This window comes from Methyloradius palustris (assembly GCF_019703875.1).
Taxonomy (GTDB): domain Bacteria; phylum Pseudomonadota; class Gammaproteobacteria; order Burkholderiales; family Methylophilaceae; genus Methyloradius; species Methyloradius palustris.
This window is the reverse complement of record NZ_AP024110.1, coordinates 1,191,193-1,207,718: the sequence shown is the minus strand read 5'-3', so window position 1 is coordinate 1,207,718 and position 16,526 is coordinate 1,191,193. Positions and strand designations below refer to the sequence as shown.

The following is a 16,526-nucleotide window of genomic DNA, read 5'->3' as shown; positions in this document are numbered from 1 at the left end:
CTTAAGGGTCTATAAGACCCGAACGCATTGCAATCAGCGCAATCTCAGCCGAGTTATTGGCATTCAATTTTTGCTTGATATTGTAAAGATGGGTACCAACGGTACGTGGTGAAAGACACAAAGTATCAGCAATTTCATTCGTGGTTTTGCCTTTTGCCAGCGCCATGAATACCTCAAACTCGCGAGCTGAAAGTACATCCACTGGGTTGGCTTCACCCGACAATTGCTGAATCGCCATTTGCTGGGCAATATTGGCTTCAAGATAGCGTTTGCGCGTTGCCACAGTTCTAATGGCTTTAATCAACTCTTCTGGCGCACTGCGCTTGGTCAGGTATCCCAACGCACCTGCATTTAATACACGCTTAGGGTGCACTGAATCTTCATGTGCAGAGAGCACCAAAATACGTGCATTGTTATCTTTGGCCATAATGCGCTCGATAGCTTCCATACCGCCTATACCAGGCATGGTGATGTCCATCACAACAACGTCTGGATGATGTTCCATATACAGCTTAATGGCTTGCTCGCCATTCTCTGCCTCGGCCACCACTTTCACATCAGAAGCTGATTCAAGCAGCATCTTGAAGCCCATGCGCACGACTGCATGGTCATCGACCAGCATCACGTTGATTACATTACTCATCTGTTGTACTCGTATCTTTAGGTTTCAGTTGTTGTTATATGGATTGCGTTGGCTGCACAGGAATAGTCACGGTAATCACAGAGCCTTGCTCAAGTGCAGAATCCACAGCAAATTTTCCGTCCAGCGCCTGCGCGCGCTCACGCATGCCGAGCAAGCCAAAATGCTGGGTTTGATCAACATTGCAGATATTCATGCCAACCCCGTTATCTTTGATGGCAAGCACTAGCGTATTGTCATCAGTTCTATTGAGGCTAATCGCAATCTCAGTCGCTTGCGCATGTCGCAAGGCATTGGTGACTGACTCCTGCACAATGCGGTAAATATTGATGTTCACTGTTTCACCCAGACCGTTCAATTCGCCATTCAGTTCAATAGTGTATTGAATCTCGGGATGCTGGGTCTGCCAGATATTAATACTGTCACGCAAAGTCTCGGACAAGCCTAGGTTATCCAACGAGCCAGGGCGCAGCTGGCGGATGATGTTGTGCATGCCGTCATAGATATGATTCGCTGCGGCTACTATGGTTTGTGCATTGGCCGCAATATCTGGCATTTTTGTTTCAGTTTTATTGGAAATGCCCACCGCAAAAGTCTTGATTGCAGTCACATATTGCCCCAATTCATCATGCAACTCACGCGCGAGGCTGCGGCGCTCATCCTCTATGTGGCGCTGTATCAGTTGTGTTAATTGGCGGTTAGCCTCCAATTCTTGTGCTGCGGCTTCTGCCTCTTTGCGCTCAGTGATGTCGCGCATGCTGCATATCTCACCGATCACCGCACCTGTTCTGGGGTCTATCAATGGGGCGGCAGAGAGTGAAATGTCTTTCAGAGCACCTTCACGCGTTATGCGCTGGGTATCGTACTGCTCAATTTTCTCTTTACCTGCGATGGTCGCCAAGTCTTTGGCCAATTCAGCCTCAGTATTGGCTGGCATGAGCAATGAGGCAGACTTACCGATAATATCTTCAGGCGCGTAACCAAACATGCGCTGCGCTGCGGGGTTCCAGAATGAAATATTGCCATTGAGGTCGTGAATCATGATGGCGTCGGCAGTCTGTTTCACGATCAAGGCTAGCCTGTAGCTTTCTTCGGTGCTGGCCTGTAATGATTCACCCATCTGGTTAAAGCTATGCGCAATTTGCGAGAATTCAGGCAAATCAAAATTTGGCAGTCGTATGCTTAAGTCGCCTTTTTCCATCTGGTTAATGGCGACCAACATCGGCTGAATCGGTTTCAACCAGCGGCCTAGCATCCAGTACACCACGATATTCAAACCCACAAAAAAACTGATGCCTATCCACATCAAGTTCTTGAACCTGCCCCAAGCCTCACGTATTGCCCCGCCTGGGTTAGAGGTAATGGTCAAGATGGCAAATTTGATGCGGCGCTCAACCACTTCTTTTTCTGGCGTTAACATTTCTGCGAACCACTCAGGCGGGGTCTGGTCGGAATGATAAGTAGAATGAGGAGATTGATAGAGGACATTCCCATGAACGTCAGCAAGCGTGATTTCACTGCTACGCACATGGCCAAGCGAATACAAAAAGCGTTGTAACACTTCATGTGGAAATCCCCATTCAGGGTTTTGGTAAGCACTGAGAATCACGGTGTCCAGCAACTGCACTGAAACGCGATTAGCCGATTCAACGCCCTCCTGTATAGTGCTTCGCATACCCTTAATCACCACAAAACCTACCGCCGACATAAAGACGAGCAGCAGCAAAGCAATCAACAGGTTCAAGCGAAAACGCAAACTCATCATGTCGTCATTGGGCGGATTAGAATGAATCGATTGTGTATCAGAATGTAAACAAACAGCAAGCGTAAAAATCATGAATCTATGCGGTTCATGATCAAACTGGAGCAAGCCCATGATGCAGAAAAATACCCTATTGATTGCCACTTTTTTGGCATTCTCACTCTCAGGCTGTGGCGAAATGGCCAAGCTGTCCGTACCCGCAGGCATGGGGCCAAAACCTGCATTACCTGAACCCACTCACAGCCTTTTACCCACTGTGAACATCGCTAATGCCGTTGGCTGGAAATCAGGGCTAAAGCCTACGCCAGCAGCAGGATTATCAGTGGCGGCATTTGCCACTGGCCTTGAACACCCACGCTGGCTTTATCAGTTGCCCAATGGTGACGTGCTGGTTGCAGAGACCAATCATCCACCCAAAGAAGCCAGCGAAAGCTTCAGCCTGATGAAATGGATCAGAGGCAAAGTCATGGCCAAAGCTGGTGCCAGCATGGATAGCCCAAATCGCATCACCCTGCTCCGCGACACCGATGGAGACGGAGTCGCAGACCAGCAAAGCGTGTTTCTTTCCAACCTCAACTCCCCTTTCGGCATGGCACTTATCGGCAATGACTTTTATGTGACCAATGCCGACGCTGTAGTGAAATTCCCCTATAAAACTGGCGAAACAACCATCACGACAAACCCCACCAAAATACTGGATTTGCCAGGCTACCCACTTAACCACCACTGGACTAAAAACCTGCTGGCTAGCCAAGATGGCAGCAAGCTCTATATCAGCATAGGTTCCAACAGCAATGTCGGCGAAAACGGCATGGATATTGAGTTTGGCCGTGCCGCGATCTGGCAGTTAGACCTCAAGACTGGTGAGCACAAGATATTTGCCTCTGGCTTGCGCAACCCCAACGGCATGGTGTGGGAACCGCATACAGGCAAGCTGTGGACGGTAGTGAATGAACGTGATGAATTAGGCGGCGACCTGGTGCCAGACTATATGACCTCAGTACAGGAAGGCGGCTTTTACGGCTGGCCATACAGCTATTATGGTCAACATGTTGATAAGCGCGTTAAGCCGCAACAGCCTGACCTGGTACAAAAAGCGATTGCCCCAGATTACGCGCTCGGCCCACACACCGCATCGCTCGGCCTAGCAACGGCAAAAGGCAACACCTTACCTGCTGCATTTGCTGATGGCATGTTCATCGGCCAGCATGGCTCATGGAACCGCATGCCACGCAGCGGCTACAAGGTCATATTTGTGCCGTTCAAAGATGGCAAGCCCGCAGGCCAGGCCTCAGATGTGTTAACTGGCTTCATCAATGCCAATGGCGAAGCACAGGGCCGCCCAGTTGGCGTATTGGTAGATAAACGTGGCGGATTATTGGTGGCGGATGATGTAGGCAACACCATCTGGCGCTTAACTGCTGCAGCCAAGTAATACCCCAGCGTTTAGGTATTTACGCTATCTAGCGGCTCATAAAATACTTTGCGCCAGAGTTTTCTAATCGTCGTAGATTGCTCGGCGAGTGACTCTTCTGGCGCCCAGGCGTCAGCATAGCCTTGCAAACGCATGGCATGCTGCTGACGCCTTAATTCATGGTAGGCATCAGCAGCCTGCATACCAAGCTCAGGCGGAATCAAGCCAAGCACAGAACTAAGCCGCAGAATATGGATATTGGCGCGGTTCTCGCACAGTTTGGGGTTGTTGTGTGCGTAGGCAAGAATCAGGTATTGCACGATGAATTCAATATCAATCATGCCGCCCAGGCCATGCTTTACATCAAAGCGGCCTGCCACATAGTGATGCGCTTTTTTCATTTTCTGCCGCATCTGGGTAATTTCGTCACGCAAAGGTTGTAGTGCCCGTGGGCGAGTAAGAATCTCTAGCCTTATACTCTCAAACGCATCGCCAACCGTGCTGCTACCCGCCGCAAATCTTGCTCGCGTAATAGCTTGGTGTTCCCATACCCAGGCGCGTTCGCGCTGGTAATTGGCAAAACTCTCAATTGAAGAAACCAATAAACCGCTACTACCATCTGGCCTCAACTGCATATCGACTTCATATAACAAGCCTGAAGAAGTGATGGTATTCAGCCAGGAGATAATGCGCATGCCAAATTTAACGTAAATCTCGCGCGCTTCTGGGTGGTCATCTTCGTATAAAAACACCAGATCGAGGTCAGACGAATAACCAAGTTCGCGACCACCATGTTTACCGTAGGCAATAACGGCGAAATTAGGCACTTCGCAATGCTTACCCTTGATGTTCGGCCAGATCACTTTCATGACCACACGCAGCACCATATCGGCCAAATCACTCAATAAGCCGGATAACTTTTGTAGAGGAATATGATTGATCACATCTTCACAGGCCAGTGAAAATAAACAGGCTTGCTGAAACTCACGCAGCGCGTTCATCTGCTGTTCTGTATCGCCATCAAGCGACTGCATTTTGGCCATCAAAGCCGCCTCTTGCTCAGCTATGCTCTGATCCACATAAGGATTGGAGCCGAGCAAACTATCGAGCAATATCGGGTGCTGGGTAAGGTAACCAGCCAGCCACGGGCTAGCGCTTACCAATGTGACAACACGCTTTAACACATGTGGGTATTCAGTAAAGAAAGCGAGGTAACTGGCACGCCTGCACACAGTTTCGAGTAGCAGAATCATGCGATTGAGCGTTTCATTGGAGTTCGGGCGCTGGCCACATAGCTCAATCACCGCAGGCATCAATTCATCCAAGCGCTTGCTACTAATATCTGGCAAATGCTGAATTTTGTTACTGGTGCGGAACGAAGTAATAATCGCTGAAGCTTCATCAGGCGCTGAGTAGGCCAAATCGCCCAGCTTCAAAATCATCTGGGCTTCATCAAGTTGGCCTTTCCATAGTTTGGCTAATTGCTCAATATCCCCATCAGTGACGATGTCGACGCTTTGCTGCACCGCAAATACTTCAGAGAACTGCCCAGAAACAAAAGCGCGAATAGCTTCAAGCTTTGTGTAAAGGCTAGGCCAGTCAGGTTCATTCATCGCAATAGCAATAACACCTTGATTCACGGCGGTAGTCGGCAAATCGTGGGTTTGCGCATCATTCACGTATTGCAGCCTGTGTTCCAGGTTGCGCAAGAATATATAAGCCTGCTGTAACTCTACGGCAACGGCTTGGTCGATCAATGATTTATTGGCGAGCACACCCAACACCTGCATGGTAGGCCGAATCTGCAAGGTGTAATCCTGCCCACCGCGAATCAGCTGGAACACCTGGGCGATAAATTCGATCTCGCGGATACCACCACGACCAAGCTTGATATTGTCATTCAGGTCACGTCGGTCAACATCGCGCTGAATCTGTATTTTCAAATCGCGCATAGAGGCAAATGCGCTGTAATCGAGGTATTTGCGATAGACGAATGGGCGTAGCAGTTTAGCCAGGCTTTCCGCCGGCCCTGCGATCACCCTGCCCTTGATCCAGGCATACCGCTCCCACTCCCGACCTAGCTTTTGGTAGTAATCTTCAAGCATGGCAAAGCTCGATGCCAATGGCCCTTCAGAGCCATAAGGCCGCAGCCGCATATCTACTCTAAAGACAAAACCATCCTCGGTAATCTCATCCAGCGCCGCAATCAGCTTTTTGGATAAGCGCGTGAAATAATCGTTATTGCTTAGCGTCTTGCCTTCGTCTTTTTTACCATCCTCTGTCAGCTTTCGCGTTTCGCCGTCTTCTTCATAGGCATAAATCAGGTCAATATCGGACGACACATTAAGCTCGCCGCCGCCCAATTTACCCATACCCACCACAATCAGCGTTTGCTTCTTGCCGCTTAAACCAAGCGGTTCACCATAGATTGCTTCGAGCCAAGTTGAATGGTGTTGTAGCGCGACATTAACCGTTACTTCAGCCAGCGTAGTCATGGTCTGCATCACTTCATGCAAATCTGCCAAGCCATTTAGATCACGCACAATCAGGCGCAACAAGGTTTGCTGGCGTAGTTTGCGCAATGCTTTTTTGAGCACGGCTTCATCGGAAATTTCAAATGCATCCAGCCGCGACCGCATATCAGACTCAGTCAGTGGCTGGTGCATATTAGCCAGAATATCTTTTACCAATGCCGCATCGCCAGCCATCAATCGCTTGATAAAAGGGCTGCAGTCAACAGCATGTTTCAGCAAGGCTTCATCGCTGCCTGGCTGGCCGTCGTTTTCCAATATTTCGCTGAGTGTATGCATCTTAAAATTTTCGGAGTAATGGTATTATCGAGGCTTAACTATAACCGCTTGATAGCTACTTAAGTGCGTCAATAAGTGACTCAAGCACTAACTAAATCAAAATTATAAGTTGTTGGAGAAGAGTAATGTCGTCAATTGAATCTGTAATGACCGAAACCCGCATCTTTGCCCCGCACGAGGCATTTAAACAGGCGGCAACTGTTTCTGGCATTGAGGCTTATGAAAACTTATGTAACCTCGCCGAGCAAGATTACACGGGCTTCTGGGCTGATTTAGCCAACGCAGAGATTGATTGGCACAAACCCTTCACTGAAATTTTAGACGAGTCCACACCACCCTTTTACCGCTGGTTTTATGATGGCGAATTAAACGCCTCATACAACTGTCTTGACCGCCACTTAGCCTCTCGCGGCGACAAAACCGCGATCATTTTTGAAGCGGATGATGGCACCTCTACTCATATCAGCTACAAAGCGCTGCACCAACGCGTATGTCGCTTTGCCAATGCGCTAAAAAAACAAGGCGTTGGCCTTGGTGATCGCGTGGTGATCTATCTGCCAATGAGCGTTGAAGCCGTTGTTGCCATGCAAGCGTGCGCCCGTATCGGCGCTATTCACTCAGTCGTATTCGGTGGATTTTCAGCCAAGAGCCTGCATGAGCGTATTACTGATGTAGGCGCAAAACTGGTGATTACCGCCGATGAAGGCATGCGTGGTGGCAAAGCCGTGGCCTTAAAATCTGCGGTGGATGAATCGCTTACTATGGGCGGCTGTGACGCTGTTGAAAAAGTCATCGTCTATCGCCGCACAGGCGGAAAAACCGCATGGAATGAATCAAAAGACCTCTGGTGGCATGAGCTGGAGGCCGTTGAATCAGATTACTGCGAACCAACCTGGGTCAACGCAGAGCATCCCTTATTCATTCTTTACACCTCAGGCTCCACTGGCAAACCAAAAGGCGTACAGCATTCCACAGCAGGCTATTTGCTAGGCGCCATCCTCAGCCTTAAATGGGTATTCGACCACAAAGCCACGGACATTTTCTGGTGCACAGCTGATGTAGGCTGGATCACAGGCCACAGCTATGTAGCTTACGGCCCATTGGCGCTGGGCGGCACACAAGTCGTGTTTGAAGGTATCCCCACTTACCCTGATGCTGGCCGCTTCTGGCAAATGATCGAGAAACACAAAGTCAGTGTGTTTTACACCGCGCCTACTGCCATTCGTTCACTCATCAAGCTGGGTGGCAATCTTCCGAATAACTATGATCTCAGCAGCCTGCGCCTGCTTGGCACAGTGGGCGAGCCTATCAACCCTGAAGCCTGGATGTGGTATCACACCGTGGTTGGCAAAGAACGTTGCCCGATTGCTGATACCTGGTGGCAAACCGAAACTGGCTCACACATGATCGCCCCACTGCCTGGCGCAATTGCCGCCAAACCTGGCTCATGCACATTGCCACTGCCTGGGATTATGGCCGATGTGGTGAATGAAGATGGCAGCGCTGTCAGTGGTACTGAAGGTGGATTGCTCGTCATTAAAAAACCATTCCCATCATTGCTGCGCACCATCTGGAATGACCCAGACCGTTTCCAACGCACCTACTTCCCCAACACCCTGCCCGGCTATTATCTAGCAGGCGATTCAGCCCACCGCGATGCCGATGGCTACTTCTGGATCATGGGCCGTATAGATGATGTGCTCAACGTATCAGGCCATCGCCTCGGCACCATGGAAATTGAATCAGCCCTCGTCGCCAATCCATTGGTTGCTGAAGCCGCCATTGTAGGAAAGCCGCATGACATCAAAGGCGAAAGCATCGTGGCGTATGTAGTGCTCAAAGGTGAACGCCCAGAAGGTGAAGCCGCCAAGAAAATCGTAGCTGATCTACGCGATTGGGTCGCCAAAGAAATTGGCCCCATTGCCAAACCAGATGAAATCAGGTTTGGCGACAACCTGCCTAAAACCCGCTCTGGCAAGATCATGCGCAGGTTGTTAAGAAGCTTGGCCAAGGGCGAGGAAATTACTTCCGATATTTCTACTCTTGATAACCCTGCGATTTTGGAACAATTAAAACAACCCGTTAGTTAAAAAATTAAACTGCAATCAACAAAACAATTGAGGATGCATGAATTTGAAACATTACAAAAGTGAAATTGGATGCGTGTTTTACATCCTGCATAGCTTAGATGACTAGCCCAATTTCAACGAGCACCACCAATTCCATATCGATTCCCATCGAAAAAATGGGGCCACCTGGAATTGTTACTCACCTACATGTAGTTCCAGTTTTTCAAGACGATAGGAAAAATGACGAAAAACGCTTTAGAGATAAAACCTCTAGAAACTTTCGAGTTACTGCTCGTCTCGCCAAAAGTAATGAATCTCAGCCAAGCATCAATTTCAACTTTGAGGAAGGCTCTGGGGACTCGCTATTTTCCATCCCAGAAAATGTTGCTTATCTAAAGGTCGAAACATTTGATGGAAAGTTTTTATTTTATCCAAACAGCGAAAGGCGCCTCTCGACAGTAAAGTTCGAATGTACTGCTCAATCTGCAGAAGAGGCTAGAAGACTATTTCACAGAATTGTGGGGCCAGCACTAGATCACTTGGCATACGTTGCAAATACTCCACTGCATGTAGTTCAGATTTCCGTTGTCGATGAATTACACCAAATTTCCTCGACAGACATACTATGCCCTTATCCACTAGCATCACTGAATCAAGGACTAGGGAAAGTATATGGTCTATTGGTGCCAGTTTACGCAATGTATCGAGAGGCTGTGAACGCTACGAGCCCTTTCTATAAGTTTTTTTGCTTCTATAAAATATTGGAAGGCTTACTGAAGACACTACCTGGAAGACTACATACAGAGGCGAAGATAAAAAATATTTCCCTACCACCCCTGAAAGCCAAAGTTCCCCACTACAAAGATATCCCAACTGACCAGAAACAGTACGAAGGTAAATCAATTACTCGATTCTTTGATGAGTTTCTCACCAACCGCTTCAGAAACTCAATAGCTCACTTTATTTCTGACGAAGGGTCAGCACTTAATGTGAATGAAGTTGAAGAAATGGAGCGATATTCATCTGTCGTACATGTTGCGGATATTTGCTGTAGAGAACTGATTTCTCATTTCGAGAAGTGTATTGAAGTACTTGAAAAACCTCACGAATAACCTTGGATTTGGTGCGACTCCAACTAATGCTTCAAATGTAACTCCCAAGACCCATCAATTTATAATTTTAAAACATAAAATTAAAATCTTAATTATCAGAAAGTAATTCATGAGCATGATCGGATATTTTGCTGCGGTCGATGAAGACACCTTAAGCGACCTCAAGAGCGACTCTAGCCTGATTGAGGAATATCTTTACCCAAATGATGGCGATGACGAGCCGCCTAACTCCATGGATGTGGACAAATGTTGGCATGCCATTCATTACATGCTGACGGGGCAATCGCTTGGTGGTGATGAACCCTACTCACTGGCGGTGCTTGGCGGCGAGGATCTTGGAGAAGACTTGGGCTATGGCCCTGCCCGCTTCCTGACACCTGAACAGGTTGAAGATGTTGCTGCAACGCTCAGGACAGTTGATGTAGATGAGCTTGCCAGCAGATATGCACCTGAAGAAATGGAACTGGCAGAGATTTACCCCGGCGTTATCTGGGTAAAAGATAGTGAAAATGCACTTGAATATGTGCTGGAAAACTACGAGCGTTTAGTAGAGTTTTATTCGGCTGCTGCCGAGCGCGGCGACGGCATGATTCTCTGGATAGCCTAGTTATTAATAAACTAATCGCTTATTTCAGACTGCAAGCCTGATGAAAACCATCGTTTACCAATCTTACCGCACGACCAATGTTCCAGCCTGGATAGAAACTTGCATGCAAACCGTGCGTTCCTGGGCTGCTTTGAACGGTTTTGAATATCAATTCATTGATGACGGCCTGTTTGATTACATACCCAATTGGGTTCGTGAAAAATCCGTGGGGGAGATTTGCCCCCAGACAGATTTAGCCCGCCTGATAGTTGCCAAAAAGTATCTATCACAAGGCTATGAGCAAACCATCTGGATTGATGCCGATATGGTGGTTTTTGCGCCTGAGCATCTGGTTGTCTCGCCGCAAACTGGATATTTATTCTGCCATGAGACTTGGGTGAAGTCTGATCAACAAGGCAAACTGGCCATCACTCATCACATCAATAACTCGATCACGTCATTTGCCAAACATAACCAGCAACTGGATTTCTTGATTGACGCCTGTCTTCGCATAGCTTCTCTGAAGCCAAAACTAACCAGGCTAGACTTGGGCACTACCTTGCTATCTAATCTTGGCAATGCCATCCCTATTCCGTTATTAACTAACGTGGGTATGCTCAGCCCAGACATGATGATAGACATCACCAGTGGAACAGACCTTTACCTTAAAGCGTATGCGGCGAAAATGATGGCACCTCTGGCATGCGCCAATATGTGCGCATCGCTGGTGGGGAGAAGCTCACGAGATGTAGCGAGTGACAATCTGCTGTATGAGCAAGTAATCAATAAGTGCCTGGAATCAAAAGGCGAGGTAGTAAACAGGCATTTCATTCCGCGATAGCATCTGCCCATTCAGATGAAGCAAAAGCAGGCTCTGTGCTGTAAAATACCGCTTTTGCACACCTTTAAGCTATTCGCCGCATGAGCACCCTTCAAGAAGAAATCCAGCGCCGCCGTACCTTTGCCATTATTTCCCACCCTGACGCGGGTAAAACTACCCTCACCGAAAAACTGTTGTGGTTTGGGGGTGCAATTCAGATGGCAGGCTCGGTACGCGCCCGCAAATCCACCAAACACGCGACATCGGACTGGATGGAGCTGGAAAAGCAACGTGGTATTTCTGTTACATCATCCGTGATGCAGTTCCCCTACCGTGAACACATCATCAACCTGCTGGACACCCCAGGCCATGATGACTTCTCGGAAGATACTTATCGCACGCTAACTGCCGTGGATTCGGCAGTGATGGTGATTGACTCGGTAAACGGTGTTGAAGCGCAAACCATCAAGCTGCTGAATGTTTGCCGCATGCGCGATACACCCATCATCACCTTTATCAACAAGCTGGACCGCGAAAGCCGCGCGCCGATTGAGTTGCTGGATGAAATTGAATCTACGCTTGGTATGCAGTGCGCGCCAATTACCTGGCCTATCGGCATGGGTAAGAGTTTCCGTGGCGTGTATCACCTATATAACGACGAGATTTCTTTCTTTGACCCAAAGGCCGAAAAAGGCACTTCTGAAACCATTAAAGGCCTAGATAACCCGCGCCTTGATGAAGTGATCGGCAAACAGGCTGAAGACTTACGCATCGATATTGAGCTAGTGCGTGGCGCATCAAACACCTTTGATTCTGCGGCCTATTTATCAGGCAAACAAACACCTGTGTTTTTTGGCTCGGCCGTGAATAACTTTGGTGTGCAATCATTGCTGGACGCTGTAGTAGAGTTATCGCCTGCGCCTTTACCACGCGCTGCCGTTAGCCGTGAAGTAGAACCAGACGAGGCGAAATTCTCAGGCTTTGTGTTCAAGATACAAGCCAATATGGATCCGAAACACCGTGACCGCATTGCGTTTGTGCGTGTGTGTGGTGGCCGTTTTGAACGCGGCATGAAGATCAAGCAGGTTTCTACCAATAAACTGATGGCCGTGAATAACGCCATCACCTTCATGGCGCAAGACCGCAATACTACGGATGAAGCTTACGCTGGCGATATTATCGGCATCCCTAACCATGGCACAGTGAAGCTGGGCGACACATTTAGCGAGGGCGAAGACCTGAAATTTACTGGTATCCCATCATTCGCGCCGGAGCATTTCCGCCGTGCACGCCTGAAAAATCCATTGAAGATGAAGCAACTGCAAAAAGGCTTGCAACAACTGGCTGAAGAAGGCGCATCACAGTTATTCAAACCTCTACTAAGCAATGACCTGATTCTGGGCGCCGTGGGTACTTTGCAGTTTGATGTGGTAGCACACAGGCTGGAGCATGAATACGGCGTGGATATTGTGTTTGAAAGCTTTGACTGCTCAACCGCCCGCTGGCTGCGTGGCTCAGATGCTGACCTGAAAGCCATTTCAGATAAATATGGCTTTAACGTGGCGCTAGATGGTGCAGAAGAGTACGTGTATCTGGCACCTAACCGCGTCAACTTGGCTATGGCGCAAGAGCGTTACCCAGATATACAGTTCCTAGAAACACGCGAAATATTCTAGTCTTGCTGTGCTCTTATGACGGCAGCTTTCCAGCCATTTCAAGGGTAAGTAAATTGACGATCTCATCCGCAGGGATTGGACGACTGAACAGGTAACCCTGCATCTGGTCGCATTCATGCTCTTGCAAGAATGAAAGCTGCTCGGTAGTTTCTACGCCTTCGGCGATTACATTCAATTTAAGACTGTGCGACATGCTGATAATCGCCTTAATAATCGCGGCATCATATGGGTCAGTCGTAATATCGCGCACAAAACTCTTATCGATCTTGATGGTATCAACAGGTAGCCGTTTTAAGTATGAAAGGCTGGAATAGCCTGTACCAAAGTCATCAATCGAGAGCTTCACACCCATATTCCTGAGCTTATTCAACCATTCAATAGCGTCGGCCATGCCTTGAATGGCGATACTTTCGGTCACTTCCAGCTCCAGCAAATGGGGTTCCATCCCTGTCTGCAACAATGTACGTGTCACTTGCTGCAAAAAGTTAGGCTGCCGCAGCTCAACCACGGAAAGATTCACCGCGACAGGTAGAGGTGGCAAGCCCATTTTTTGCCAAGCCACATTTTGACTGCAAGCTTCATGCAGCACCCAATTACCTATCCGTTTAATCAACCCACTATCTTCCGCCACGGGGATAAACCGGTCAGGCGCTATCAAGCCCCAGTCTGGGTGTTGCCAGCGCAATAAGGCTTCTACCCCAATCATTTTACCTGTCGTGAGCGATACCTTAGGCTGATACACCAACTTGAATTCTTGGTGGGATATGGCTTTTTGCAGGCTATTTTCCAGTGATAACTGCTCGGCCACCCGCTGTGTCATTTCATTGGCAAAAAACTGATAGTTATTACGGCCTGCACCCTTGGCGTGGTACATGGCGGTATCTGCATTCTTGGTCAGCATCTCTGCATTACTGCCGTCATCTGGGTATATGGCAATCCCGATACTGAGCGATATATTTAATTCATGGCTATCAATCGCAAAGCTTTTTAGGGTTGCAGCTAATAATTTTTCAGCTATTTCGGCTGGCGCGTAATCATCGGCAATCTCTGGTAGCAAGATGATGAACTCATCACCGCCTTGGCGACTAATGGTATCGCTGGTGCGCAAACAGTTTTGTAATCGGCGACTCAACTGCTTGAGCAATATATCCCCGATTTCATGCCCCAGGGTATCGTTGATTTTCTTGAAATGGTCAATATCAAGAAACATCAAAGCCGCTTTTACATGACGGCGTTGCGCAGAATTCAATGCCTGTGTAATACGGTCAGTCAGCAACAGGCGATTTGGCAGATCAGTCAAGAAATCGTGCTCGGCCAGATAGGTCATTTTGTGCGCCATTTTCTTGGTTTCACTGACATCATGAAACACCAGCACAACGCCATGCATAATGCCATTCTGATCGCGAATAGGCGCGGCGGAGTCTTCAATATCAAACTCTTTACCACTCTTGCTGACCAGCAAAGTATGGTTAGCTAGGCCACAAACCTCTCCATGCGCCAGCACAACATCCACAGGGTTTGGCGCAAGCTTACGCGTGCTTTCATTGAGTATGCGAAATACCTCAAGGATAGGTTTGCCAAAGGCATCCTGTTTATTCCAGCCCGTCATCTTCTCTGCGACAGGGTTTAGGTAAGCCACTTCGGATTGCATATTGGTGGTGATGACAGCATCACCGATAGACTCAAGCGTGACAAGTGCTAACTGTTTCTGGCTGAAAAGCTCTTCTTCAGTTTGTTTACGGCGCTCGATCTCATCAACTAGTTTAGTGTTTGTAGAGGTCAGCTCTTCAGTACGCAAGGCGACCAAACGCTCCAGATTGCGATTTAAGTCTTCAATCGCGAGTTCGGCTTTAATCCGTTTTTGAATTTGCTGTTCTAGCTGCGCAACTGTATCGGCTAATTGCTTGGTACTTGGTATTTTGAGCGCAGTTGGAATCAATCGCCAAAGCATCACAGCAGTTACGGCTGAGAAGGCTGCAGTAAATGCTTTTGCTGTCGCGTCTAGCCAATAAGCTGGCTCCCATATCGTTAAAATAGAAATTAGGTGTGTGGTACCACAAGCGAATATGAATAAGGAAAATAGCCAAAATATCCAAGTGAACTGCATGTCACGCCGCTTGCGCACAAAATACACAATAGCGACAGGGATAGTATAGTAGGAAAGAAAAATCAGGCTGTCAGAGATGACGTAAAGCCAGAGTAGTGAAGGCGTCCAGAGATAACAATGCCCATGCGGCATGAACTGACTTGGAATAAGCCATTGCGATATTAAATCCATCACACTTCTCCCCGAAGCTGATAAAACCTGTTGTGTGTACTCTCAGCCAAATGTAACATTTTATTTACAAATAGCAAGAAGATTGCTGGGGATAACAAAGATGGCTACACCAAAGTAAAAATCCCCTGATAAACAGGGGATTTTTACTGACAATTACTCAAACGATATAAAGATAAAACTCGTGCTTTACTTACTGCCCGATTTCTTCATTATGCGCATGGCGACGGTCACGAACACCAGCCGCCAAACCTTCTAGCAAAGTAATGGTATCTTCCCAACCGATACAGGCATCAGTGATAGATATGCCATATTTCAGAGGGCAACCTGGAGTATGATCCTGACGCCCTTCTTTCAGGTGTGACTCTACCATAACGCCAATCACACGGTCGTCACCAGTACTCAATTGCTGCGCTACGTCTTGCGCTACATTGATCTGTAATTTGTATTGCTTGCTGCTGTTGGCATGGCTGCAATCAATCATCACCTTGGCTGCTAAGCCTGAAGCAGCGAGCTCTTTGCCTGCGGCATTCACACTGGCAGCATCATAATTAGGCGCTTTTCCGCCGCGCAGAATCACATGGCAATCTTCATTGCCTGCAGTAGAGATAATCGCCGAATGCCCCTCCTTCGTGACTGACAAGAAGTGGTGCGGGCTGGCCGCTGCCTTGATCGCATCAACGGCGATACGAATGTTGCCATCTGTACCATTCTTGAAACCAACAGGGCAAGATAAGCCCGAAGCCAGCTCCCTATGCACTTGCGACTCGGTAGTGCGCGCGCCAATTGCGCCCCAGCTAACCAAGTCAGCAGTGTATTGTGGCGTGATGGTATCCAAGAATTCTGTTCCCGCGGGCATGCCTAGCTCGTTGACCTCGAGCAAGAAACGACGCGCCAGTTGCAAGCCTTCATTGATTTGAAAGCTGCCATCCAGATGCGGGTCGTTGATCAGACCTTTCCAGCCTACCGTGGTGCGTGGTTTTTCAAAGTAAACACGCATCACAATCAACAACTCGTTTGCGAGTTTGTTCTTCTGTTCCAGTAAGCGCTTGGTGTATTCAATGCCCGCAGCATAATCGTGGATAGAACAAGGGCCGATAATGACCAGCAGGCGATCATCAGCACTGTGCAAAATACGGTGGATAGCCTGACGCGTAGCAACAATGTTATTTGTTGTGGCGAGGCTGGGCTGCAGCTCTTCGAGCAGCTCTGAAGGCGGCCTGAGTTCCTTGATTTCCAGTATGCGGACATCATCGGTGGCAAGTTTTTCTATAGGACTCATTTTAGGTGACTATTGCACGCTAGCGCTTTGGTAAAGCCCAGCATTATAAAGCCCCAGCAAGAAAATTGGCATTCTATTGC

General features: G+C 48.2%; 11 protein-coding genes. 6 read left to right on the top strand and 5 right to left on the bottom strand.

The genetic code is table 11. From position 1 onward, the window contains the following. Position 1 precedes the first annotated feature (1 nt). Positions 2–643 (bottom strand): response regulator, encoded by a 642-nt coding sequence (locus ZMTM_RS05795; RefSeq protein ID WP_221765351.1) that lies wholly within the window; start codon positions 641–643, stop codon positions 2–4. A gap of 34 nt (positions 644–677) precedes the next feature. After that, a complete protein-coding gene (locus ZMTM_RS05790; protein WP_221765601.1) occupies positions 678–2,402 on the bottom strand; it encodes a PAS domain S-box protein in 1,725 nt (574 codons plus the stop codon). 115 nt (positions 2,403–2,517) lie between these two features. On the opposite strand from ZMTM_RS05790, the gene ZMTM_RS05785 reads away from it, so the two are divergent. Then, positions 2,518–3,837, top strand: a complete 1,320-nt coding sequence (locus ZMTM_RS05785) for a PQQ-dependent sugar dehydrogenase (protein WP_221765600.1) — start codon at positions 2,518–2,520, stop codon at positions 3,835–3,837. Positions 3,838–3,848: 11 nt separating this feature from the next. Here the strand turns inward: ZMTM_RS05785 and glnE are convergent, their stop codons facing one another. After that, positions 3,849–6,626, bottom strand: a complete 2,778-nt coding sequence (glnE, locus tag ZMTM_RS05780; protein WP_221765350.1) for a bifunctional [glutamate--ammonia ligase]-adenylyl-L-tyrosine phosphorylase/[glutamate--ammonia-ligase] adenylyltransferase — start codon at positions 6,624–6,626, stop codon at positions 3,849–3,851. A 125-nt stretch (positions 6,627–6,751) separates the two neighbouring features. On the opposite strand from glnE, the gene acs reads away from it, so the two are divergent. From acs to ZMTM_RS05755, 5 genes are all read left to right on the top strand, one after another. Continuing rightward, on the top strand, positions 6,752–8,716 hold the full coding sequence (acs, locus tag ZMTM_RS05775; RefSeq protein ID WP_221765349.1) for an acetate--CoA ligase: 1,965 nt from the start codon (positions 6,752–6,754) through the stop codon (positions 8,714–8,716). Between the two features lie 98 nt (positions 8,717–8,814). Further along, positions 8,815–9,807, top strand: a complete 993-nt coding sequence (gene mauJ, locus ZMTM_RS05770; protein WP_221765348.1) for a methylamine utilization protein MauJ — start codon at positions 8,815–8,817, stop codon at positions 9,805–9,807. A 109-nt stretch (positions 9,808–9,916) separates the two neighbouring features. Then, entirely contained in the window at positions 9,917–10,414 is a 498-nt protein-coding gene (locus tag ZMTM_RS05765; protein ID WP_221765347.1) for a YfbM family protein, read from the top strand. A gap of 40 nt (positions 10,415–10,454) precedes the next feature. Then, entirely contained in the window at positions 10,455–11,234 is a 780-nt protein-coding gene (locus ZMTM_RS05760) for a hypothetical protein (RefSeq protein ID WP_221765346.1), read from the top strand. An 80-nt stretch (positions 11,235–11,314) separates the two neighbouring features. Beyond that, positions 11,315–12,889, top strand: a complete 1,575-nt coding sequence (locus ZMTM_RS05755) for a peptide chain release factor 3 (RefSeq protein ID WP_221765345.1) — start codon at positions 11,315–11,317, stop codon at positions 12,887–12,889. Between the two features lie 13 nt (positions 12,890–12,902). Here ZMTM_RS05755 and ZMTM_RS05750 read toward each other — a convergent pair whose 3' ends face one another. Together ZMTM_RS05750 and aroG are read right to left on the bottom strand one after the other, a co-directional pair. Then, on the bottom strand, positions 12,903–15,167 hold the full coding sequence (locus tag ZMTM_RS05750) for a putative bifunctional diguanylate cyclase/phosphodiesterase (protein ID WP_221765344.1): 2,265 nt from the start codon (positions 15,165–15,167) through the stop codon (positions 12,903–12,905). Positions 15,168–15,357: 190 nt separating this feature from the next. Beyond that, entirely contained in the window at positions 15,358–16,446 is a 1,089-nt protein-coding gene (gene aroG / locus ZMTM_RS05745; RefSeq protein WP_221765343.1) for a 3-deoxy-7-phosphoheptulonate synthase AroG, read from the bottom strand. Between the last annotated feature and the right edge of the window lie 80 nt (positions 16,447–16,526).